Here is a 20,294-nt window from a genome sequence, read left to right as displayed (position 1 = left end):
CTCAGAACTCGTCCTTCTTGGTCAGTTCCAGCTCCATCGCATCGGCGGTGCGGATGGCCGCATCGATGGCGTCGCTGAGCTGGTCGGCAGTGGCATCGGCGTCGATCTTGACCACGAACATGGCGGTGGTGTCCTGCTTCACCCAGCCACCCATCTTGGCGTCCTGCGAGTCTTCCAGCAGACGGTTGGCCACGGCCACCGGGAACTGCTTGGTCTTGGCGCTGTAGGCCGGCGACCAGATCTCGCGGATGTTGTGGGTGCCGAAGTCCTCCACCGACGAACGCACGTAGACCATCTGGGTACGATCGCCTTCGACGTCGAACACCATGCGGTAGTCGCCGTCTTCGTCGACCTCATAGGTGTAACCCAGCTTGTCCAGGTTGCGGGCCACGGCCTTGTCGCCCTCCGGCGCGGCGGCGGCAGAGCCGGCGGCAGCCAGGGCGATCAGCAGGGCGGGGAGAAGGGTCCTTTTCATGAAGATCCTGTGAAGCAGTATTGAGAGAGGATGCAATTGTGACGGCGGCCGTGCGTGCCGTCCAATCTGCGGCGGGCCGACGCAGGCCCGCTCGAGCCTCTATAATGAGCAGATGCCCCGCGAGTCTTCCCCCGATTCCCATCACGAGCACGGCGTTGCCGTGGAACCCGCGCGCCCGGAAGTGGCGCCGCCGCCGTTCTACCAGGTGATGCTGCTCAATGACGACTACACCCCGATGGATTTCGTGGTGGACGTGCTGCAGCAGTTCTTCACCATGGACCTGGACAAGGCCACGCAGGTGATGCTGCACGTCCATACCCGCGGCCGCGGCGTGTGCGGGGTGTTCACCCGCGAAGTGGCCGAGACCAAGGTCGCCCAGGTCAACGAGTACTCGCGCATGAACCAGCACCCGCTGCTGTGCACGATGGAAAAGGCCTGACCGGCTGCCGATTTTCGTCCGGGCACATCGATTCCGGACCCGGTGTGCCCACCAAGGTGGGTACCTGCCAAAGCAGAAACCTGTAGAGCCGGGCCCATGCTCGGCTGCTGTTCGTCCCGGCGCAATGATCCCGGATGGAGTGTGCCCACCAAGGTGGGCACCTACCAGGCGCGGAGGTCACCCCTCCGCCAGCGCCTGCAACGCCATCTGCGCCACCGCTTCGTCGATATCGGCGGGATCGCCGTCATCGCGGAACCACACCGCTGACAGCCCTGCGCTGGATGCGATCCAGCGCAGCAGCCTGCGCCGCTCGATCCCTGTCAGCGCGGTGACCTGTTCCAGCCGCGCCGCAAACCGCTCTGGCTGTGTCGCAACGTGGATGCCCGGCCCGCACAGGTCCGGATTGCTGAACAACGTCGTGTAATCGAACGCACGGTCGCCGATCAATCGCTTCGGATCGATCGCCAACCAACCGCGCGCACCGAAATCGAGCACGTTGTCGTGGTGCAGGTCGCCGTGCAGTGGCCGGATCTCCTGCTCCTCCTGCAACAATGCCGCCGCCAGTGATCTGCACTGTTCCAGCAGTGGTGGCAGCATCGCCCTTGGCTGCAACAGGTCCGCGAACCATGTACGCAGGCAGACCAGTTCCGCTGGCGGTGCGCTCCGTGGCCGGTGCAGCCGTTGCAGGACCTGGCACAGGATGGTGGTGCAGGCGTCATCGTCGCCGTCGATCGAGCGTTGCCGCAGCGAGTTGCCGCGGGCGCGCTCGATCAGGATTGCCGGGCCCTCGTGGGCCAGCAGCCGGGCGGCGCCGTCGCCGTTCCACCAGCGCAGCAGGCGATGGCTGTTCTGCTCCTCGGCTTCGCTGCTGACCTTGAGCATCGCTGGCTCGCCGGCGGTGGTCAGTACCGGCCAGAGCTGGGCATGGGGCGTCTGGATGGCCGCGCCATCACGCCGCAATCGCCAGCGGCTCAGGTAGGGTTCGCTCATGCTGGGTGGGCTGTCCTGGAGTGAATGAAGATCAAGCGATCCGTACTGCTAACGCCATCTGAACGCAGCAATCCGCTAGGGTGATGGAAATCGCGTAGTCAGGCCGCATATTGTCCCTATCTGCCGCCGGAGTAATCCATGTTCAGCAAAGACCTCGAACACACCATCGGCCAGTGCTACAAGCGCGCCCGTGAGGCCCGGCATGAGTTCATGACGGTCGAACACCTGCTGTTGGCACTGCTCGACAACCCGTCCGCCCAGGCCGTGCTGAAGGCCTGTGGTGCCGACGCCGAACGCCTGCGCCAGGAGCTGGAGCAGGCCATCGAGGCCTCCGTGTCCCGCCTGGCCGAAGATGACGGCCGCGATACCCAGCCGACCCTGGGCTTCCAGCGCGTGCTGCAGCGGGCCGTGTACCACGTGCAGTCTTCGGGCAAGAAGGAGGTCACCGGCGCGAACGTGCTGGTCGCCATCTTCGGCGAAAAGGACTCCCACGCCGTCTATTACCTCAACCAGCAGGACGTTACCCGGCTGGATGTGGTCAATTATTTGTCCCACGGCATCGCCAAGCTGGGCGAGGAGGGCGAGCAGCCGTCCTCTTCCTCGGAGGGCGAAAGCCGCATCGAAGGCGGGGAGGGCGAGCCGAAGGGCGATGCCCTGACCGAGTTCGCCAGCAACCTCAACGAACAGGCCCGCGCCGGTCGCATCGACCCGCTGGTCGGTCGTGCCGATGAGATCGAACGCACCATCCAGGTGCTGTGCCGCCGTCGCAAGAACAACCCGCTGTACGTGGGTGAGGCCGGCGTGGGCAAGACCGCCATCGCCGAGGGGCTGGCACGCCGCATCATCGAAGGTTCGGTGCCGGAGGTACTGTCGGACGCGGTGATCTACTCGCTCGACCTCGGTGCGCTGGTGGCCGGGACCAAGTACCGCGGTGATTTCGAGAAGCGCCTGAAGAGCGTGCTGACCGCGCTGAAGAAGGTGCCCAACGCGGTGCTGTTCATCGACGAGATCCACACCATCATCGGTGCCGGCTCGGCCTCGGGCGGCACCATGGATGCCTCCAACCTGATCAAGCCGGCACTGGCTTCAGGTGAGCTGCGCTGCATCGGCTCGACCACCTTCCAGGAGTACCGCGGCATCTTCGAGAAGGACCGGGCGCTGGCGCGCCGCTTCCAGAAGATCGACATCGTCGAGCCGACCGTCGGCGAGACCTACGAGATCCTGCAGGGCCTCAAGTCCAAGTACGAACTGCACCACGGCGTGACCTATTCCGACGAGGCGCTGCAGGCGGCGGTGGACCTGTCGGTCAAGCACATCGGCGACCGCCTGCTGCCGGACAAGGCCATCGACGTGATCGACGAGGCCGGTGCCCGCCAGCGCCTGCTGCCGGAAGGCCAGCGCAAGGAGCTGATCGACGTCGAGGAAGTGGAGGCCATCGTCGCCAAGATGGCGCGTATCCCGGCCAAGCAGGTCAGCGCCACCGACAAGGATGTGCTGCAGCACCTGGAGCGCAACCTGAAGATGGTGATCTTCGGGCAGGATCCGGCCATCGATACGCTGGCTTCGGCGATCAAACTGGCCCGTTCCGGGCTGGGCAATCCGGAAAAGCCGATCGGCAACTTCCTGTTCGCCGGCCCCACCGGCGTGGGCAAGACCGAGGTGACCAAGCAGCTGGCGCTGCAGCTGGGCATCGAGCTGGTCCGTTTCGACATGTCCGAGTACATGGAGCCGCACTCGATCAGCCGCCTGATCGGCGCGCCTCCGGGCTACGTCGGCTTCGACCAGGGCGGCCTGCTGACCGAGAAGATCGTCAAGACCCCGCACTGCGTGCTGTTGCTGGACGAGATCGAGAAGGCGCATCCGGACATCTTCAACATCCTGTTGCAGGTGATGGACCGCGGCGTGCTGACCGATACCAACGGTCGCGAGGCCAACTTCAAGAACGTGGTGCTGGTGATGACCACCAATGCCGGTGCGGCGCAGGCCTCGCGGCGCTCGATCGGCTTCACCAAGCAGGACCATGCCACCGACGCGATGGAAACCATCCGCCGCAGCTTCACCCCGGAATTCCGCAACCGCCTCGATGCGGTAGTGCAGTTCCAGGCGCTGGGCTTCGAGCACATCCTGAGAGTGGTCGACAAGTTCCTGATCGAGCTGGAGATGCTGTTGCAGGACAAGCACGTCAGCCTGTCAGCCACCCCGACCGCGCGCGACTGGCTGGCCCACCACGGTTTCGACCCGCTGATGGGTGCTCGCCCGATGGCCCGCGTGATCCAGGACAAGATCAAGCGTCCGCTGGCCGACGAGCTGTTGTTCGGCAAGCTGGTCAATGGCGGCAGGGTCAGCATCGACGTCCGCGACGACGAGTTGGTGGTCGAGACGCAGGCCGAGCCGGAGCGGTTGTTGCCGGTGACGGTGGAGTGAGCTGACGCCAGGCTTGGCGCGATAGACCTGAAACAACAAGGGCGGCTTCGGCCGCCCTTGTTGTTTTCGGCGGGCTTGTCGCCTGCGGCCTTGCAGGTGGGAATGGAAGTGCCAATGCTGTTTCGTGATCGCGATGGAGTGCCGCCCCTCTTGTATCGCGAAACGATACAGGATACGGTAATGATCATCGATTTCCGCCACAAGGGCCTCGAGCGGCTCTACCGCTCAGGTAGCAGCAGTGGAATCCGGCACAGCCACAGCAGCAAGGTGCTGATGATCCTGTCGATCCTGGATGTGGCATCGGGCCCTGGGGATCTCGCCATGCCTGGTTTGCGCCTGCATAAGCTGCGAGGCAGCCTGAAAGGGCATTGGTCCGTTTGGGTCAATGGAAACTGGCGAATTACCTTCCGTTTCACCGGTGGCGACGTGGAGTTGCTGGATTACCTGGGCTATCACTGAGGCCGCGCATGATTCATCACCATCCACATCCAGGGCAGACGATCAAGGCAATGGTCTTTGATCCGATGGATCTCTCCGTGACCGAGGCGGCCGAACGATTGGCAATGTCGCGCGTAGCGCTTTCGAGGGTACTTAATGGCAAAGCAGGCATCAGTCCTGACCTGGCCATCCGCCTGGAGATGGCAGGGGTGAGTACCGCGGCTTTCTGGATGGGGCTGCAATCCAACTACGATCTCTGGCTGGCGCGGCAGCGCGAGCAGCCGACGGTGTTGCCGCTGGTTGCCGCAGCGCGTTGACATGCATCGCGACAAGGGCGGCTTCGACCGCCCTTGTCATGTCCGGCGTCAGCGGCTGCGGTGGCGTGCTTCGCGCTTGAACCGCTCGGCGTCGATCGGCTCGATGCGCGACACTTCGCAGCTGCCGCGGCCGGTATCCAGTTCGCTGCGTCCATCGCTGCACAATTCCCCAGCCTCCTTGCCGTCGGTCTTGAAGCTCAGGCGGCGGGCCAGCACGGCCGAGGTGCAGCTGTTGCGGAAATGCACGACATAGTGGTCTGCGCCGGAGCGGAACAGGATGTTCTTGTCTGCGCCGGCACGAACGATCTGCTGCTCGCCAGACAGTGGTGTGCATTGGGCTGGCGGGGTGTCGGCTGCATGTGCAGGCGACGCCAGCAGGGTGGCGGCGGACAGGGTCAGGGGGATGAGCAGCGAGCGAATGTTCATGGGGGAGCATGGGGTGGCGATCCGGACTGGATCGGATCCCACGATGCCGCCGCCGGCACCTTTGCGAATCTGCCGCAAGCAGGGCTGACCTACGCCACGGTGTGGTCGGTCACGATGACCTTTGGCGACTCAGGCGGCGATCGAGCGGAACCCCTGCTGGCGACCCTGGTCGCCGCCGTCCTCGATGACGAAGGCGACTGCCTCGTGCGGGATGTGCATGCACTGCTTCAGGGTGCTGCCCATGTGCGGGATCTCGCGCTGTACGGCCAGGTACAGCGGATGCGTGGCATCCATGCTGGTGCAGAACAGGCAAGGCTGGCCGAACCAAGTGCCGTCCGGGCCCTTGCTGGCATAGCAGCGGCTGGTGACGGACTGTGGATCCAGGGCGATCAGGCAGGTCATGCACGCAACGCCATCTGTGAAGAACGCATTGAGCCTGGATCGCCTGTGCAGCGCTGGATCTCAGACAAGGCCGAAAAGTGAGTGATCTCGAGAATCGCCACTTTGTTACGCGCACGACAAAGGGCCAGCAGCAAGGCCGGCCCTGTCGGAGTGGCGCCAAGCGCCGACCGCTTACTTCATGCGGTAGGTGATACGACCCTTGGTCAGGTCATACGGGGTCATTTCAACCTTGACCCGGTCACCGGTGAGGATGCGGATGTAGTTCTTGCGCATGCGGCCGGAGATGTGGGCGATGATTTCGTGCCCATTTTCCAGACGAACGCGGAAAGTGGTGTTCGGCAGCGTCTCGCTGACGGTGCCCTCGAACTCGATGGAATCGTCTTTCGACATGTAGTCCTGTGCGGTTCAGAAAACGGCCACGCTGGGCCTAAGGCGCGGTATTTTACGCGTGATGGGCCCAGCTTGCAAAGTTTGTGTTAACCCCCGGCCAAACGCCGTGCCGGCAAACGTCTCACCGCCTGGGTCCAGGGGCCTTCACGGCCATCCAGATGGACGGCCTGGCGCACGTGATCGAGGAATTCTGCGCGCGGCAGGTGTTCGGCACCCATCCGCAGCAGGTGCGGATTTTCCACCTGGGCATCAATCAGTTGCCAGCCCCAGCCGCGCAGGGTGGTCGCCAATGCGGCCAGGGCGATCTTGGAGCCGCCACTGGCGCCACTGAACATGCTCTCGCCAAAAAACATGGCGCCGATCGCGACGCCGTAGATGCCGCCGACCAGCGTCTGCCGGTCCCAGACCTCGAAGGAATGGGCGAAGCCGAGGTCGTGCAGTTGGCTGTAAGCCTCGACCATCGCCGGACTGATCCAGGTGCCGTCCTGGCCGGGGCGTGGCGCTGCGGCGCAGGCGTGCATCACCCGGCTGAAGGCGGTGTCGGCGGTGATCTCCCACGTGCTGCTGCGCAACTGGCGGCGGAAGCGGCTGGACAGATGCACGCCATCGGTACGGAATACCATGCGCGGGTCCGGTGACCACCACAGGATCGGCTCGCCCTCGCTGAACCACGGGAAGATGCCGCCGGCATAGGCATTGAGCAGGCGCATCGGGTGCAGGTCGCCGCCCACCGCCAGCAGGCCGTCGGGCTGGCGCAGTGCGGTCTCGGCCGGAGGGAAGGGGGCGTCCGGCGCATCGGCCAGGCGCCAGGGTAGCTGGCGGGTCATGCCGCCATTGTATTCGTCGTGGTGATCGCTGATGTCTGGCACCATCAGCGTCCAACGGCAAGGAGCCCACGCATGAGCGACGCGATCACCGCCATCCTCGATGTGCACGACACCCCGCGCACGCGCAACGACAGCCAGGGCATGCTGCTGATGCTGGCCACTGAGCAGCCGCGCCAGCTCGGTGCGTTGATGCTGCAGGCACTGGCGCGACGCTCGCCGAGCTCAGCCTTCCTCGACATGGCGCTGGACCTGCTACCGGATGATGCGGTGCCCGCAGTCGTGGCCGAAGCATGGCGTCGCTATCGTGATGGCGAGCGCGGCGAGCTGCTGGCCAGCGTTATGGAGTTCGCCAGCTATCAGGCGCCGCAGCTGCTGCAGGACGACTGGGAGGCATTGCTGGCGATCGTTAGTGAGGATGAGCTGCAGCTGGCTTCGCAGGTATGGCGGGGCCTGCCCTCTGCCACTGCCGCGCAGTGGGCGCAGATCCTGGCTGAAGCCGATGACGATCGCGAAATGGCGCGGGCCCGGGCGCTGCTGCTCGCCGCCCAGCCTGAGACCTACGCCATTGCTCGCGGCTACGTGGTCGACTGGGGGCGGTTGGATGCCGAGGTCTGGGCGCACTGGGCCGGCATCGCCGACGGACCGCAGCCGCGGCGCCTGCATGGGGAGCGGCCGCTGCACATCCGCTTCGGCCGCGAGCAGCATCGCGCGCAGCAGGCGGACGAGCCGAGCTGGCGCAAGCGCATCTGGCGCCTGCATCCAACCTGGAATGGTGGCCAGGTGCATCACGCCGGGCACATGGGAGGACCGCTGGAAGCGCTGTGCGGTGGTTGTCACGCGCCGCTGCAGCGGCTGCTGCAGACCGATGCTGCTGCGCTGCAGCCAGGCGCGTCCGGTGAGGTCACGCTAGGCTTGTGCCTGGATTGTTGTGGATGGGAGGAGCCGCCCGTGCGCTTCTATCGCCACGATGCCGCAGGCCAGCCCGGCTGCCACCCCAGCCAGTACCGCGAGGTGCCGAACACCCCCACCGACAGCGGCGACCTGATGCAGGCGGAGGTGGGCCTTGCGGCCCTGGGCAGCGAGCGTTGGCGGCAGCAGGACTGGGGCCAGTCCAACCATCGGCAGAACCTGTCGCGCGTGGGCGGCGCGCCAAGCTGGGTGCAGAGTGCGTGGTACCCGGCGTGCATCGATTGCGGCGAAGAGATGCCGTTCGTCATGCAGCTGGATTCAACGCTGCCAACCACGGGTGAGGGCGCGCTGCTGTGGGGCAGCGGCGGCATGCTCTATACGTTCTGGTGTGCGAAGTGCCGGGTGAGTGGGCACTTCTGGCAGTGCACCTGAGTACAGCGCCCTCGCCACCGCTCTGGCAGGTGCCAGATGGATGCGCGCAGCTCTCGCTATTGCCCTGGTAGGTGCCCACCTTGGTTGGCACGCTTTTTGGCGGAGCCCAGGTCGAGCAAGCGCGACTCTACGTTCCTGCGCGGAACGGCCCGTGCCCCTGCAGCTCCTGCTGGTAGCGCCGCACATCCCGCCGCTCCTGCCGGCACCAGTCCTGCAGTGCTTCTGCGAAATCCGCATCGGCCATCCAGTGCCGGCTGCGCACCAGCGTCGGCAGGAAGCCCCGCGCCAGCTTGTGCTCGCCCTGTGCGCCCGGCTCGAAACGGCTCAGCCCTTCGCGCAGGCAGTATTCGATGCCCTGGTAGTAGCAGGCTTCGAAGTGCAGGCCGGGCAGGGTGGCGCCACCCCAGTAACGGCCATACAGCGTGTCTCCACCCCGCAGGCATAGCGCACCGGCAATCGGCTCGCCGTCCTGTTCTGCCAGGAACAGCACCAGCCCCTGACCCAAAGAAATGGCCAGGTGGCGCAGGAAGGCCTCGGTCAGCGCGGGGGCATTGCCGTACTCGAGGAAGGTCTGCAGATAGAAGCGGTACATCGCCTGCAGATCGGCGCGACTCGCTTCATCGCCGTGCACCACGCGGAAGGTGATGCCCTGGCGCGTGACCTTGGCCCGTTCCTGACGGATGTTCTTGCGGTGCTTGTGGTCCATCGCACCGAGGAACTGCTCGAACGTCGCCCAGTCACCCGGGTTCTGCCATTGGAACTGCACGTCCTCGCGCAGCAGCCAGTCATCGCCGAACAGCGCCTCGTCCACTGCGGTGTGGAAGTTGATGTGGGCCGAGGACACGCCCAGCGTCGGCAGTGCCTCGCGCAATGCCGACAGCAACGTGGCGCGCTCCGGATCGTGACGGGCCAGCAGCCGCGGGCCGGTGACCGGCGAGTAAGGCACCGCCCCCAGCCACTTGGGGTAGTAGTCGCGGCCGTGGCGGGCATAGGCGTTGGCCCAGGCGTGGTCGAACACGAACTCGCCGTGGGAGTTGGTCTTCAGGTAGCCCGGAATGGCGCCGACCAGAGTGTCGCCCTCCCACAGCGTGAAATGCCGGGGCTGCCAGCCCCAGTCCTCGCGCAGGCAGCCGTGCTGTTCCAGGCCTGACAGGAAGGCGTGGCTGACGAAGGGGTTGCGGCCGTCGTGCAGGGCATCCCAGTCGGTGGTGGCAATGGACTGCAGGGAGTCGAGGAAGCGGGGGGAGGGCATGGGGGAAGGATAGGGCAGGTGGAGTGCGAAAAGTGTTGCCGCTCTCGACTTGAGGATTATCCGAATTGGTCGAAATCGCGAGTCGGTTCAACGATGTAGCTGGGAGTTGGATGGGACATTCCATCTTCGCGCCCATCTGGCGCATACCCACATCGAAGGATTCGACACATGGAATGCATGCATGCTCTCCGTTGTTCTGCATTTGCGCTGATCATTGCTGGCCTGGGCGCTGGGCCGGCAGCGATTGCCCGGCCAGCACAGGCGATGATCGAGAGTGATCCGGCGCTGGATCTGCTGCTGACTCGAGAGGCGCAGCGGATACTTGACGCACACCAGGTCCGAACGTCGCGGTCACCTCATGTGGTCGTAAATGCTTCCGTAGATCTGGAGCGCCAGCGCCTGATCATTCGCTTCGGCCCCGGCATGTTGCCTGCTGAGGATGATCACTCGCTTGAGGAAATCGAGCAGTACATCCGGAGCTCGCTTGAGACTTATGCAATGAAGTCCGGTGTGGGCGAGGTCCAGTCGGAGGTCCTGTACGAAGGAAAGCCCTACTGGGAGCACTTTCCAATCATGACTTCGGCACGATCTCAGTCATCGGATGCTTCGATGGTGAACTCGGTACTGGTCTCTGCAAGTCACGGTCTGGTTCGTGTACATCCTGGGTTGGAGTGGGAGTTCCAGCGCCCCGCCATGAATGGCGTCCAGGAGGATCTGATCACCCCTGGTTATGCCGAAGAGCTGCAGCAGTTGATGGAAGAGCGCGGAGGACAGTTGGTCCACCGGGCGCGTCGCAATCAGGGCGACCTGCATCCAGAGTCCGGGAGGGCCTGGAGCGAAATGTCATCCAGGTACCATCTCCGCGATCTGCTGCCGGATCGGCCGGATATCTGGAATCACTTTGCCAACAGCACGGCGACAGACAGGGAGGTTTCCGATGATATTCGTGCCCGGCCCTACTATGCGAATCATCTTGGTGCAGCGGGGTTGCTCAGCATTCACACGAAAGCGGATGCCTCGGGTGCGGCTCGGGGAGCGCGCGTCACGCAAGCCGGGTGATCAAAGGCTTGCCGACATGGTGCTCTGCTGCATGCGCGAACTCATTACGGCACGGGAGGAGTATGCAGACTTTCCTGTGGCTGCGGCTGGTGCAGGTGCCGGCCACGGTGAGAACGGTTTCGCGCAGATGCCATCCGTGGTTGTCGAAGTTGCCTTCCACACAAACCCAACCGATGCCGCAGCCTTGCTGGACCCGGCATTTCGCACCGCCTCAATAAGGGTGTCGAGAAGGGCTATCGGCTGTTCCGTGAAGGCGAGGGTTGCGTGCCGTTGAAGGTGGAGCCCATCCAGTCCATCGAGCTGTCCGCGGGCAGTTCGCGGCGCGTCGATGTGGTGTTTGAGGGCCACCCCCGATATCCGATTGATCTGGTCACCACCAATGTGGGCTGTCCGCCCGGATGGACCTGTACCGACGGCAAGGTCCACATCGCTGCACCGGACGAGAAGCCCAGTCAGATCATCATGAAGTGCGAGAACGCTGGCAGCGCCCCCTTGTTCTGGAACACACAGGTGGTCGATGCCGATGGGGTGAAATCGCCGCCGGTCAGGCACAGGGTGCAGTGCATACGGCGACCGGGTGGGTTGAGCGTTACGGCGGCAGGGTTGGTTGGTCACTGAAAGCGAAAAGGCCGGCGCTTTCGCGTCGGCCTTTTGTTTGAGTCGAGCATGGCTCGACGCTACAGAGCGTGGTCAGCGTTTCAGCTGGCCTTGCCCTCGGCATCCAGGAAGCGCTCGGCGTCCAGTGCAGCCATGCAGCCGAAGCCGGCCGAGGTGATCGCCTGGCGGTAGTGCTGGTCGGCCACGTCACCGGCGGCAAACACGCCCTCCACCGAGGTCTGGGTAGCGTTGCCGCCCAGGCCCGAACGGATTTCCAGATAGCCGTTGTTCATCGCCAGCTGGCCGTCGAACAGCTGGGTGTTCGGGTGGTGGCCGATGGCCACGAAGAAGCCGTGGGCGTCGATGTCGCGGGTGGTGCCGTCCAGAGTGGACTTCACGCGCACGCCGGTCACGCCGGCCTCGTTGCCCAGCACCTCCTCTACCTGGTGGTGCCAGACGGTCTCGATCTTGCCGGCGGCCACCTTGGCGAACAGCTTGTCCTGCATGATCTTCTCCGCCTTCAGGGTGTCGCGGCGGTGGACCAGGTACACCTTGCGGGCGATGTTGGACAGGTACAGCGCCTCTTCCACGGCGGTGTTGCCGCCGCCGACCACGACCACGTCCTGGTCGCGGTAGAAGAAGCCGTCGCAGGTGGCACAGGCGGAGACGCCGCGTCCCTTGAACTCGTCTTCTGTCGGGATGCCCAGGTACTTGGCGGTGGCGCCGGTAGCGATGATCAGGGCGTCGCAGGTGTACTCGTGGCTGTCGCCGATCAGCTTGAACGGGCGCTGCGACACATCGGCGGTGTGGATGTGGTCGAAGATGACCTCGGTCTCGAAGCGCTCGGCATGGGCCTGCATGCGCGCCATCAGGTCCGGGCCCATAAGGCCGTGGGCGTCACCCGGCCAGTTGTCCACCTCGGTGGTGGTCATCAGCTGGCCGCCCTGCTGCAGGCCGGTGATGACGACCGGCTTCAGGTTGGCGCGGGCGGCGTAGACGGCGGCGGTCCAGCCGGCCGGGCCGGAACCGAGGATGACGAGGCGCTGGTGACGGGAGGGCAGGCTGGTGCTCATGTAAACTCGCGAAAAGGTAGATGGGACAAGGCGCTGGCGATATTTGCGCAGCATCCGTGGCTGGTCATAGAGTGGCGGCTGGGGCAGGGCGATTCAAGCCGATGAACAGAACGCCGTCATCCAGCGGTGGTTCTGGCGGTCAAATGCCCTGTCCGATGTCGCATAACTGAAAACTGACGCCGTCTCATTTATTATCAATCACTAACAGCGCATTCCAAAGGTATGGTCTAAGGTGGCGAAGCAGGTCCCCGAACGCTCCAAGTCCGACGACAGCAAGGCGTCACGTCGCACGGCCGCGGCGGCGACGACCGACAATCCACGCCGCCAGCGTCTCTGGCGCGACCTTGGCCTGATCGCCATCGCGCCGGCGCTGCTGTACCTGGCGGCCAGTCTTTTCACGTATTCAGCCACTGATCCGGGCTGGTCGCATACCGGCAGCGTGGTCGCGCCGGTACACAACCTCGGCGGCCGCGCCGGTGCATGGATCGCCGACGTGCTGCTGCAGCTGTTCGGCTACATCGCGTTCCTGCTGCCGGTGGTGCTGGGCGCGCTGGCGTGGATCGCCATGTTTGGGCTCAAGCGCGAGAGCAAGGGCGAGAACGACCTGGATCCGGCACTGCGCCTGGTCGGGCTGGTCGGCTTCCTGATTGCCGGCACCGGCTTCCTGCACGTGCGCCTGTTCAGTGGCGACGTGGCCCATGCTGGCGGCATCCTCGGCAAACTGGTCGGCAACTCGCTCACGGTGGGCTTCGGCGCACTGGGTGCGAACCTGTTCGTGCTGGTGCTGCTGCTGGCCTCGATCACCCTGGCCACCGGGCTGTCCTGGTTCGTGGTGATGGAGAAGATCGGCCGCGGCGTGATGTCGCTGGCGCCATTGCTGGAGCGCAAGAAGGAAGAAGTCACCGAATGGCAGCAGACCCGGGTGATGCGCGAGGAGCGCCAGGAAGTGCGCAAGGCTGACGCTGAAGTGCGTGCCAAACGCGAGCCGGTGAAGATCGAGCCACGCCCGGAACCAGTGATCGAGAAGAGTGACCGGGCCAAGCGCGACACGCAGATCCCGATGTTCCGTGGCGTCAACGGCGACGGCTCGGACCTGCCGCCGCTCGCCCTGCTGGACGACCCCAAACCGCAGCCGGTGGGCTACGACAAGGAAACCCTGGACGCGCTGTCGCGGCAGATCGAGTTCAAGCTGAAGGATTTCCGCATCGACGCCCAGGTGGTTGGCGCCAACCCCGGCCCGGTCATCACCCGCTTCGAGATCGAGCCCGCGCCGGGCATCAAGGTCAGCCAGATCAGTTCGCTGGACAAGGACATCGCGCGCGGCCTGTCGGTGAAGTCGGTGCGCGTAGTCGACGTGATTCCGGGCAAGTCGGTGATCGGCCTGGAAATTCCCAACGTCACCCGCGAGATGATCTACCTGTCCGAGCTGCTGCGCTCGAAGGAATACGACAAGTCGGCCAGCGTGCTGACCCTGGCGCTCGGCAAGGACATCGCCGGCCGCTCGACCGTGGCCGATCTGGCGCGCATGCCGCACCTGCTGGTGGCCGGTACCACCGGTTCGGGCAAGTCGGTGGCGGTCAACGCGATGGTGCTGAGCCTGCTGTTCAAGGCCTCGCCGAAAGACCTGCGGATGCTGATGATCGACCCGAAGATGCTCGAACTGAGCGTCTACCAGGGCATCCCGCACCTGCTGGCGCCGGTGGTCACCGACATGAAGGAGGCCGCCAACGGCCTGCGCTGGTGCGTGGCCGAGATGGAGCGCCGCTACAAGCTGATGAGCGCGGTGGGCGTGCGCAATCTAGCCGGCTTCAACAAGAAGGTGAAGGAAGCCCAGGACGCCGGCCAGCCGCTGATGGACCCGCTGTTCAAGCCGAACCCGGAGCTGGGCGAGGCGCCGCGACCGTTGGAGACGCTGCCGTTCGTCGTCATCTTCATCGACGAATTCGCCGACATGATGATGATCGTCGGCAAGAAGGTGGAAGAGCTGATCGCGCGCTTGGCACAGAAGGCGCGTGCGGCCGGCATCCACCTGATCCTGGCCACGCAGCGCCCGTCGGTGGACGTGATCACCGGCCTGATCAAGGCCAACATCCCGACCCGTATCGCGTTCCAGGTCAGTTCCAAGATCGACTCGCGCACCATCCTCGACCAGTCCGGCGCGGAAACCCTGCTGGGCCACGGCGACATGCTGTACCTGCCGCCGGGTACCGCCATGCCCGAGCGCGTGCATGGCGCCTTCGTCTCCGACGAGGAAGTACATCGCGTGGTCGAACACCTCAAGGCGATGGGCCCGGCCGACTATGTCGACGGCGTGCTGGACGAAGTGCAGACGATGGGTGACGGCGTGGTCGTCGGCGCTACCGGCCTGCCCGAGAACAGTTCTTCCGGCGACGAGTCCGACCCGTTGTATGACGAGGCGCTGCGCGTGGTCACCGAGACCCGTCGAGCATCGATTTCCGGTGTGCAGCGCCGGTTGAAGATCGGCTACAACCGTGCAGCGAGGCTGATCGAGGCCATGGAAGCGGCCGGCGTGGTCAGTTCGCCCGAGCACAATGGCGACCGCACGGTGCTGGCACCGCCGCCGCCGAAGTAAGACCCGACGTATCCCCACGACGTCCAAGGAACCGACGCATGCTTCAACCCGTACCAAGCGCGCTGGCACTGGCGCTGGCAGCCCTGATGGCTGCCGGCCCGGCACTGGCAGACACCGCCACCTCCGCGCCCGCCACGGCGCCGCCTTCCACCAGCGGCGATACCGAAGCCAGCAATAATTTCAGCATTGTCCGTTACCGCGCCGACTACCAGGTGCGGCCGGATGCGGGCAATGTGCAGACCGAAACCTACGAGGTCCTGCTCAAGACCAAGGCCTCCGTCGAGCAGTTCAGCCAGGTGCGGCTGAGCTACAGCGAGAAGATGGAGACGCTGGACGTGCTCGGCGCCTACACCATCACCGCAGACGGCCAGCGCCGCGACGTGCCCGCCGACCGCATCTATACCCAGGAAAGCTATTCCAGTGCCTCGGCGGCGATGTACGCCGACCGCAAGGTGCGGGTGATCGTGTTCCCGAACCTGGCCCCCGGTACGCGGTTGTACTACCAGGTGCGCCGTACCCAGGCCACGCCATACTTCCCGGGCTACTTCGGCCTGTGGGAGACCTTCAATGTCTTCACCGAGTACGAGGACGCCGAGGTCGCCCTCAGTGCGCCGGCCAACCTGCCGATGTTCGTCGACAGCCGCGGCGTGCAGGGCAGCGATCGCCCGACGGTGAAGAACGGCCAGGCACAGTGGCGCTGGCGCTACCAGCGCCGCCAAGCCATGCCGGCACAGAACTGGTCGGCGGCGGGCTGGGAGTTCGGCCCGAACATCATGGCCAGCACCTATCGTGACTGGTCGCAGATGGGCCGTGCCTACCAGCTCAAGGCTGGTCCGGCGGCGCAGGTCACGCCGGAGCTGCAGGCGCTGGCCGACCAGATCACCACCGGCATCAGCGATCGCCGCGAGCAGGCCGACGCGCTGTACCGCTGGGTCGCGCAGAACATCCGCTATGTGGCGGTGTATCTGGGCAACGGCGGCCTGGAGCCGAACAGCGCGCAGAGCATCCTGGACAATCACTACGGTGACTGCAAGGACCATGTGACGATCCTGGAGGCACTGCTGGCCGCCAAGGGAATCGCCAGTTCGCCGGTGCTGATCGGTGCCGGTGGTGGGCCGACGCTGCCGAAGATCCCGGTACTGGGCCGCTTCAACCACGCCATCACCTACATCCCCGAGTTCGATCTGTACCTGGACTCGACCACCGCCTGGGCGCGCTTCGGTCAATTGCCGGAAGGCGACCTGGGGGCGCCGGTGATGCGTACCCGCGATGCGAGCCTGGCGCGTACCCCGGCCAATACGCCGCAGCGTAATGCCACTTCGATGGAAGTGCGTTTCACCTTCGACGCCAACGGCAACCTGCGCGGCGAGACGATTCCCAAGCTCGGCGAGAACGCCGAGATCGGAATGCGCGCCCAGTTCTCCCAGCTCAACGCGCAGAACCGTGCACGCGCTGAAGAGCAGATCATGGCCGCGTCCGGTTTCGACGGGCGAGGGCAGCTACAGATCCAGGGTGTGCCGGTCGACCTGACCCGGCCGTTCGGCTACCGCATGGCATTCCAGGCAGAGGACTACGCCGACTTCAGCGTGGCCGGCGGCATGGCTGTGCCGGATCCGCCGGGTGGTGAGTCGGTGCGCGGGCTGTACGCCACCGCCTCGGCGCCGGCCAACGAGACGCCGTTCTACTGCAACGCCAGCCTGCGCGAGGAAACCTATCGCCTGCAGTTCCCGGCCACGGCACCGATCATCGCCATCCCGGCCAGCCAGCGTTTTGCCAACGCTGCCGGCGAGTACCGGGTGGACTGGAGCCGCGAGGGCCAGGACGTGATCGTGCACCACCGCCTGCAGCAGAACGCGGTGCGTGGCCCGGAGGCGTTGTGCCAGCCGCAGGACTATCCGGCGTTCCGCGCGCTGTATCGCGAAGTGCGGCGCGGCTTCCGGGGCCAGGTGCTGTACGGCAAGCTGCCGACGACTGGCGGCTGAATCGCCGAGGGATGTTCAGGGCGGCATAATGTCGCCCTGATCGCCCATTCATCTTTGCCCGGGCACACTGGCAACCACCTTTCCTGGCGCCCGCGCCCACAGGATTCCCGCATGAACTTCCGCTTCCGCCGTTTCCTTGCCACCACCACCCTGACCGTGGCCTGCGCCGCCGCCGGCAGCGCCTGGGCTGGTGCCCGCGATGACCTGAAGACCTTCACCAGCGGCCTGAAGGGCCTGGATGGCCAGTTCAGCCAGCAGGTGTTCGACAGCCGCGGCAAGGTCAAGGAATCGACCAGCGGCCGCGTGGCGCTGTCGGCGCCGCGCCTGTTCCGCTGGGAATACGTGCGCCCGCTCGAACAGCTGATCGTGGCCGACGGCAGGAAGGTCTGGATGTACGAGCCTGACCTGGAGCAGGCCACCGTGCGCGAGCAGGGCAAGGAAGAACAGAACAGCCCGCTGACCGCGCTGATCAACCCGGCGCTGCTGGAGCAGCAGTACGACCTCAGCGAGGAAGCCGCGCAGCGTGACGGCCTGCAGTGGTTGTCGCTGTCGCCGAAGCGCGATACCGAAGCCAGCTTCCAGTACGCCGCGCTGGGCTTCAACGCCCAGGGTCTGGCCAGGATGGAAATCACCGACGCCGTCGGCCAGCGCACCGTGATCACCTTCAGTGGCTGGAAGCGCAACCCGGGCTTCGCTGCCGGCACCTTCAGCTTCACCCCGCCGAAGGGCACCGACGTCATCGGTAACTGATCGGGGACGCCGGGCATGGCCCGGCGCTACCGGGGTGCCAACCGGCACCGCCTTGAAGTGTCAACCGGCACCGCCCTGGTGGGTGTCAACCGGCACCGCCTTGGTGGGTGTCAACCTTGGTTGACACGTTTTTGATCTGCCGGCCAGCGGCCGGCACTACCGATTCCTGTGGCCTGGCGCTGCTGGGTGCCAACCTTGGTTGGCAAGCTCTCGCGGTACAATGACCGCGTGGCAAGACATCGTTCAACCTCCTTCCCCGGCCCCGATCTGCTGAGTGTCGATCGGGAACACATGCGCCCGCTGGCCGAGCGCATGCGCCCGCGCACCCTCGACGAGATGGTCGGGCAGAAGCGCCTGCTGGCGCCGGACAGCGCGCTGCGCCGCGCGGTCGAATCCGGTCGCGTGCATTCGATGATCCTGTGGGGGCCGCCGGGCTGCGGCAAGACCACGCTGGCACTGCTGCTGGCCGAATATTCTGACGCCGAATTCCGCGCCATCTCCGCCGTGCTGTCCGGCCTGCCGGAAGTGCGCCAGGTGCTGGCCGAGGCCGCGCAGCGTTTCGCTGAAGGTCGCCGCACGGTGCTGTTCGTGGACGAGGTGCATCGCTTCAACAAGGCGCAGCAGGATGCGTTCCTGCCGCACATCGAGCGCGGCACGATCCTGTTCGTCGGTGCCACCACCGAAAATCCGTCGTTCGAGCTGAACTCGGCGCTGCTGTCGCGCTGCCGCGTGCATGTGCTGGAGGGGGTTTCGCCCACCGACATTGTCGAGGCGCTGGAACGTGCGCTGGGTGATCGCGAACGCGGCCTGGGCGAGGAGGGCATCGAAGTCGCCCCCGAGCTTCTGCTGGAAATCGCGACCGCCGCCGATGGTGATGTGCGTCGTGCGCTGACCCTGCTGGAGATCGCCGCCGAACTGGCGGGTGGGGAGGGTGGCCGCATTACCCCGCAGACGCTGACCCAGGTGCTGGCCGATCGCACCCGCCGCTTCGACAAGGGTGGCGAGCAGTTCTACGACCAGATATCGGCGCTGCACAAGTCCGTGCGCAGCTCCAACCCTGATGCCGCGTTGTACTGGCTGACCCGCATGCTTGATGGCGGCTGCGATCCGTCTTACCTGGCGCGCCGGCTGACCCGCATGGCGATCGAGGATATCGGTCTGGCTGATCCGCGCGCGCAGAGCATGGCGCTGGAAGCCTGGGACATCTACGAGCGCCTGGGCAGCCCGGAAGGCGAGCTGGCGTTTGCCCAGCTGGTGCTCTATCTGGCCAGCACCGCCAAGTCGAATGCTGGCTATGCCGCCTTCAACCAGGCCAAGGCCGATGTGCGCGAGAGCGGCACCGAAGAAGTGCCGCTGCACCTGCGCAACGCGCCGACCAAGCTGATGAAGGAGCTGGGCTATGGCGCCGAGTACCAGTATGACCACGATGCCGAAGGCGGCATCGCACTGGACCAGACCGGCTTCCCGGATGCGATGGGCGAGCGGGTGTACTACAACCCGGTTCCGCGTGGCCTGGAAATCAAGCTGAAGGAAAAGCTGGACCGGCTGCGTGCCGAGCGCGAAGCGGCGCGGGCCGCGAAGGGCCGCTGAGCCGGCTCGACGCCACATTGTTCTGCGCGCCTGCATTTGGCACACTGCGCGGCCACTTTTTCAAGGATTGATGCCGTGCAGGAAATGATTCTGCCGTTGAAGCGTTACGCCCAGTTCGATGGTCGGGCCAACCGTCGCGAGTACTGGATGTTCCAGCTGTTCCTGTTGATCGTCTCAGCCGTGCTGATGGTGCCGCTCATCGCCGGATTGGTGATGCAGTCGGATGGCCTGGGTATCGCGTCGATCATCCTGTTTGTCGTGTTCTGGTTGGCTACCCTGCTGCCGGTCATCGCGGTCACCGTGCGCCGCCTGCATGACTGCAACCAGTCGGGCTGGATGTACCTGCTGGCCTTCATTCCGTTCGGCGGCCTGGTGATCTTCGTGTTCGCGCTGCTGCCGGGTACGCCGCAGGAGAATGCATATGGTCCGGTACCTGCGGGCCCCTGACATGGCATGAGTCGAGCACGGCTCGACTCTACAGAGACAAAGAGAAGAAGCCGGCGTTCGCCGGCTTCGTCCTTACTTGACGGCGCAGTCGCCGAACGACAGATAGTCCGAGCCGGAGCTGAACTGCAGCGTGCAGCTGGCGGTGAAGGTGGCGCCTTCTTCCAGTGCGCTGAGCTTGGCGGCCTGCTGCGCATCGTCGGTGGTCAGCCGGGCCAGGACATTACCCTGGTCATCGCCGGCCTCGATCAGCGGCTCGCCCTGCAGGTTGCTGGAAACGCCCAGCGCGACGGCGGTGAAGGTCACCGTCTGGTTGAGTTCTTCCATGCTCAGCGTCGAATAGCCGGCCTCTTCATAGGCCTGGTAGAGCGTCGGCAGATCCTGCGCGGCATGGGCGGCCAGCGGTGCGAGCAGGCCGAGGGAGAGTGCGATCAGGGTGGTGTGCTTCAAGAGAGTCTCACGATCATGGGATCCAATCCCATGGC

At 65.2% G+C, this 20,294-nt stretch carries 21 protein-coding genes; 12 read left to right on the top strand and 9 right to left on the bottom strand.

What is annotated here, in order from left to right; genetic code table 11:
* Nucleotide 1 precedes the first annotated feature (1 nt).
* Complete coding sequence (locus tag V9K93_RS09770; protein WP_136638996.1) at nt 2-475, bottom strand: hypothetical protein; 474 nt, start codon at nt 473-475, stop codon at nt 2-4.
* Between the two features lie 112 nt (nt 476-587).
* Here V9K93_RS09770 and clpS point away from each other — a divergent pair, with 112 nt between their 5' ends.
* A complete protein-coding gene (gene clpS / locus V9K93_RS09765; RefSeq protein WP_006366596.1) occupies nt 588-914 on the top strand; it encodes an ATP-dependent Clp protease adapter ClpS in 327 nt (108 codons plus the stop codon).
* Nucleotides 915-1,091: 177 nt separating this feature from the next.
* On the opposite strand, the gene V9K93_RS09760 is transcribed toward clpS, so the two are convergent.
* The gene (locus V9K93_RS09760; protein ID WP_337302483.1) at nt 1,092-1,904 is read right to left on the bottom strand and encodes an APH(6) family putative aminoglycoside O-phosphotransferase; all 813 of its coding nucleotides are present in this window, start codon (nt 1,902-1,904) and stop codon (nt 1,092-1,094) included.
* A gap of 138 nt (nt 1,905-2,042) precedes the next feature.
* Here V9K93_RS09760 and clpA point away from each other — a divergent pair, with 138 nt between their 5' ends.
* From clpA to V9K93_RS09745, 3 genes are all read left to right on the top strand, one after another.
* The gene (gene clpA, locus V9K93_RS09755; RefSeq protein ID WP_046982911.1) at nt 2,043-4,328 is read left to right on the top strand and encodes an ATP-dependent Clp protease ATP-binding subunit ClpA; all 2,286 of its coding nucleotides are present in this window, start codon (nt 2,043-2,045) and stop codon (nt 4,326-4,328) included.
* 180 nt (nt 4,329-4,508) lie between these two features.
* A complete protein-coding gene (locus V9K93_RS09750) occupies nt 4,509-4,787 on the top strand; it encodes a type II toxin-antitoxin system RelE/ParE family toxin (RefSeq protein WP_337302482.1) in 279 nt (92 codons plus the stop codon).
* An 8-nt stretch (nt 4,788-4,795) separates the two neighbouring features.
* Entirely contained in the window at nt 4,796-5,083 is a 288-nt protein-coding gene (locus V9K93_RS09745) for a HigA family addiction module antitoxin (RefSeq protein ID WP_046982912.1), read from the top strand.
* A 48-nt stretch (nt 5,084-5,131) separates the two neighbouring features.
* Here V9K93_RS09745 and V9K93_RS09740 read toward each other — a convergent pair whose 3' ends face one another.
* From V9K93_RS09740 to aat, 4 genes are all read right to left on the bottom strand, one after another.
* On the bottom strand, nt 5,132-5,509 hold the full coding sequence (locus V9K93_RS09740; RefSeq protein ID WP_046982970.1) for a hypothetical protein: 378 nt from the start codon (nt 5,507-5,509) through the stop codon (nt 5,132-5,134).
* A 129-nt stretch (nt 5,510-5,638) separates the two neighbouring features.
* On the bottom strand, nt 5,639-5,911 hold the full coding sequence (locus V9K93_RS09735; RefSeq protein WP_337302481.1) for a hypothetical protein: 273 nt from the start codon (nt 5,909-5,911) through the stop codon (nt 5,639-5,641).
* A gap of 171 nt (nt 5,912-6,082) precedes the next feature.
* A complete protein-coding gene (infA, locus tag V9K93_RS09730) occupies nt 6,083-6,301 on the bottom strand; it encodes a translation initiation factor IF-1 (RefSeq protein WP_005409596.1) in 219 nt (72 codons plus the stop codon).
* 86 nt (nt 6,302-6,387) lie between these two features.
* Nucleotides 6,388-7,128 (bottom strand): leucyl/phenylalanyl-tRNA--protein transferase, encoded by a 741-nt coding sequence (aat, locus tag V9K93_RS09725; protein ID WP_337302626.1) that lies wholly within the window; start codon nt 7,126-7,128, stop codon nt 6,388-6,390.
* Between the two features lie 72 nt (nt 7,129-7,200).
* Between aat and V9K93_RS09720 the strand changes: the two genes are divergently transcribed.
* Nucleotides 7,201-8,469, top strand: coding sequence for a hypothetical protein (locus V9K93_RS09720; protein ID WP_337302480.1), 1,269 nt, complete (start codon nt 7,201-7,203; stop codon nt 8,467-8,469).
* Between the two features lie 127 nt (nt 8,470-8,596).
* On the opposite strand, the gene V9K93_RS09715 is transcribed toward V9K93_RS09720, so the two are convergent.
* Entirely contained in the window at nt 8,597-9,721 is a 1,125-nt protein-coding gene (locus V9K93_RS09715; protein ID WP_136639000.1) for a GNAT family N-acetyltransferase, read from the bottom strand.
* 168 nt (nt 9,722-9,889) lie between these two features.
* Here V9K93_RS09715 and V9K93_RS09710 point away from each other — a divergent pair, with 168 nt between their 5' ends.
* A complete protein-coding gene (locus V9K93_RS09710) occupies nt 9,890-10,780 on the top strand; it encodes a hypothetical protein (protein WP_337302479.1) in 891 nt (296 codons plus the stop codon).
* Nucleotides 10,781-11,044: 264 nt separating this feature from the next.
* On the top strand, nt 11,045-11,398 hold the full coding sequence (locus V9K93_RS09705; RefSeq protein ID WP_337302478.1) for a hypothetical protein: 354 nt from the start codon (nt 11,045-11,047) through the stop codon (nt 11,396-11,398).
* An 80-nt stretch (nt 11,399-11,478) separates the two neighbouring features.
* Here V9K93_RS09705 and trxB read toward each other — a convergent pair whose 3' ends face one another.
* A complete protein-coding gene (gene trxB, locus V9K93_RS09700; RefSeq protein WP_046982915.1) occupies nt 11,479-12,450 on the bottom strand; it encodes a thioredoxin-disulfide reductase in 972 nt (323 codons plus the stop codon).
* Nucleotides 12,451-12,682: 232 nt separating this feature from the next.
* Here trxB and V9K93_RS09695 point away from each other — a divergent pair, with 232 nt between their 5' ends.
* From V9K93_RS09695 to V9K93_RS09675, 5 genes are all read left to right on the top strand, one after another.
* Nucleotides 12,683-15,043 (top strand): DNA translocase FtsK, encoded by a 2,361-nt coding sequence (locus tag V9K93_RS09695; protein WP_046982916.1) that lies wholly within the window; start codon nt 12,683-12,685, stop codon nt 15,041-15,043.
* Between the two features lie 38 nt (nt 15,044-15,081).
* Entirely contained in the window at nt 15,082-17,025 is a 1,944-nt protein-coding gene (locus tag V9K93_RS09690; RefSeq protein ID WP_337302477.1) for a DUF3857 domain-containing protein, read from the top strand.
* A 111-nt stretch (nt 17,026-17,136) separates the two neighbouring features.
* The gene (gene lolA, locus V9K93_RS09685; protein WP_337302476.1) at nt 17,137-17,775 is read left to right on the top strand and encodes an outer membrane lipoprotein periplasmic chaperone LolA; all 639 of its coding nucleotides are present in this window, start codon (nt 17,137-17,139) and stop codon (nt 17,773-17,775) included.
* 291 nt (nt 17,776-18,066) lie between these two features.
* On the top strand, nt 18,067-19,365 hold the full coding sequence (locus tag V9K93_RS09680; protein WP_223276803.1) for a replication-associated recombination protein A: 1,299 nt from the start codon (nt 18,067-18,069) through the stop codon (nt 19,363-19,365).
* A 75-nt stretch (nt 19,366-19,440) separates the two neighbouring features.
* Nucleotides 19,441-19,812, top strand: coding sequence for a DUF805 domain-containing protein (locus tag V9K93_RS09675; RefSeq protein ID WP_046982920.1), 372 nt, complete (start codon nt 19,441-19,443; stop codon nt 19,810-19,812).
* A gap of 72 nt (nt 19,813-19,884) precedes the next feature.
* Here V9K93_RS09675 and V9K93_RS09670 read toward each other — a convergent pair whose 3' ends face one another.
* The gene (locus V9K93_RS09670; protein WP_046982921.1) at nt 19,885-20,259 is read right to left on the bottom strand and encodes a hypothetical protein; all 375 of its coding nucleotides are present in this window, start codon (nt 20,257-20,259) and stop codon (nt 19,885-19,887) included.
* Nucleotides 20,260-20,294: the final 35 nt, after the last annotated feature.

It is taken from the genome of Stenotrophomonas sp. CCNWLW162, assembly GCF_037203745.1.
In the GTDB taxonomy this organism is placed as follows: domain Bacteria; phylum Pseudomonadota; class Gammaproteobacteria; order Xanthomonadales; family Xanthomonadaceae; genus Stenotrophomonas; species Stenotrophomonas maltophilia_AQ.
This window is presented reverse-complemented; position numbering and strand designations above follow the sequence as displayed.

What these genes read in the sequence shown, in the direction of transcription:
- V9K93_RS09770 (WP_136638996.1), bottom strand. Translation starts at nt 475, where the DNA reads ATGAAAAGGACCCTTCTCCCCGCCCTGCTGATCGCCCTGGCTGCCGCC.
- clpS (WP_006366596.1), top strand. Translation starts at nt 588, where the DNA reads ATGCCCCGCGAGTCTTCCCCCGATTCCCATCACGAGCACGGCGTTGCC.
- V9K93_RS09760 (WP_337302483.1), bottom strand. Translation starts at nt 1,904, where the DNA reads ATGAGCGAACCCTACCTGAGCCGCTGGCGATTGCGGCGTGATGGCGCG.
- clpA (WP_046982911.1), top strand. Translation starts at nt 2,043, where the DNA reads ATGTTCAGCAAAGACCTCGAACACACCATCGGCCAGTGCTACAAGCGC.
- V9K93_RS09750 (WP_337302482.1), top strand. Translation starts at nt 4,509, where the DNA reads ATGATCATCGATTTCCGCCACAAGGGCCTCGAGCGGCTCTACCGCTCA.
- V9K93_RS09745 (WP_046982912.1), top strand. Translation starts at nt 4,796, where the DNA reads ATGATTCATCACCATCCACATCCAGGGCAGACGATCAAGGCAATGGTC.
- V9K93_RS09740 (WP_046982970.1), bottom strand. Translation starts at nt 5,509, where the DNA reads ATGAACATTCGCTCGCTGCTCATCCCCCTGACCCTGTCCGCCGCCACC.
- V9K93_RS09735 (WP_337302481.1), bottom strand. Translation starts at nt 5,911, where the DNA reads ATGACCTGCCTGATCGCCCTGGATCCACAGTCCGTCACCAGCCGCTGC.
- infA (WP_005409596.1), bottom strand. Translation starts at nt 6,301, where the DNA reads ATGTCGAAAGACGATTCCATCGAGTTCGAGGGCACCGTCAGCGAGACG.
- aat (WP_337302626.1), bottom strand. Translation starts at nt 7,128, where the DNA reads ATGACCCGCCAGCTACCCTGGCGCCTGGCCGATGCGCCGGACGCCCCC.
- V9K93_RS09720 (WP_337302480.1), top strand. Translation starts at nt 7,201, where the DNA reads ATGAGCGACGCGATCACCGCCATCCTCGATGTGCACGACACCCCGCGC.
- V9K93_RS09715 (WP_136639000.1), bottom strand. Translation starts at nt 9,721, where the DNA reads ATGCCCTCCCCCCGCTTCCTCGACTCCCTGCAGTCCATTGCCACCACC.
- V9K93_RS09710 (WP_337302479.1), top strand. Translation starts at nt 9,890, where the DNA reads ATGGAATGCATGCATGCTCTCCGTTGTTCTGCATTTGCGCTGATCATT.
- trxB (WP_046982915.1), bottom strand. Translation starts at nt 12,450, where the DNA reads ATGAGCACCAGCCTGCCCTCCCGTCACCAGCGCCTCGTCATCCTCGGT.
- V9K93_RS09690 (WP_337302477.1), top strand. Translation starts at nt 15,082, where the DNA reads ATGCTTCAACCCGTACCAAGCGCGCTGGCACTGGCGCTGGCAGCCCTG.
- lolA (WP_337302476.1), top strand. Translation starts at nt 17,137, where the DNA reads ATGAACTTCCGCTTCCGCCGTTTCCTTGCCACCACCACCCTGACCGTG.
- V9K93_RS09680 (WP_223276803.1), top strand. Translation starts at nt 18,067, where the DNA reads ATGCGCCCGCTGGCCGAGCGCATGCGCCCGCGCACCCTCGACGAGATG.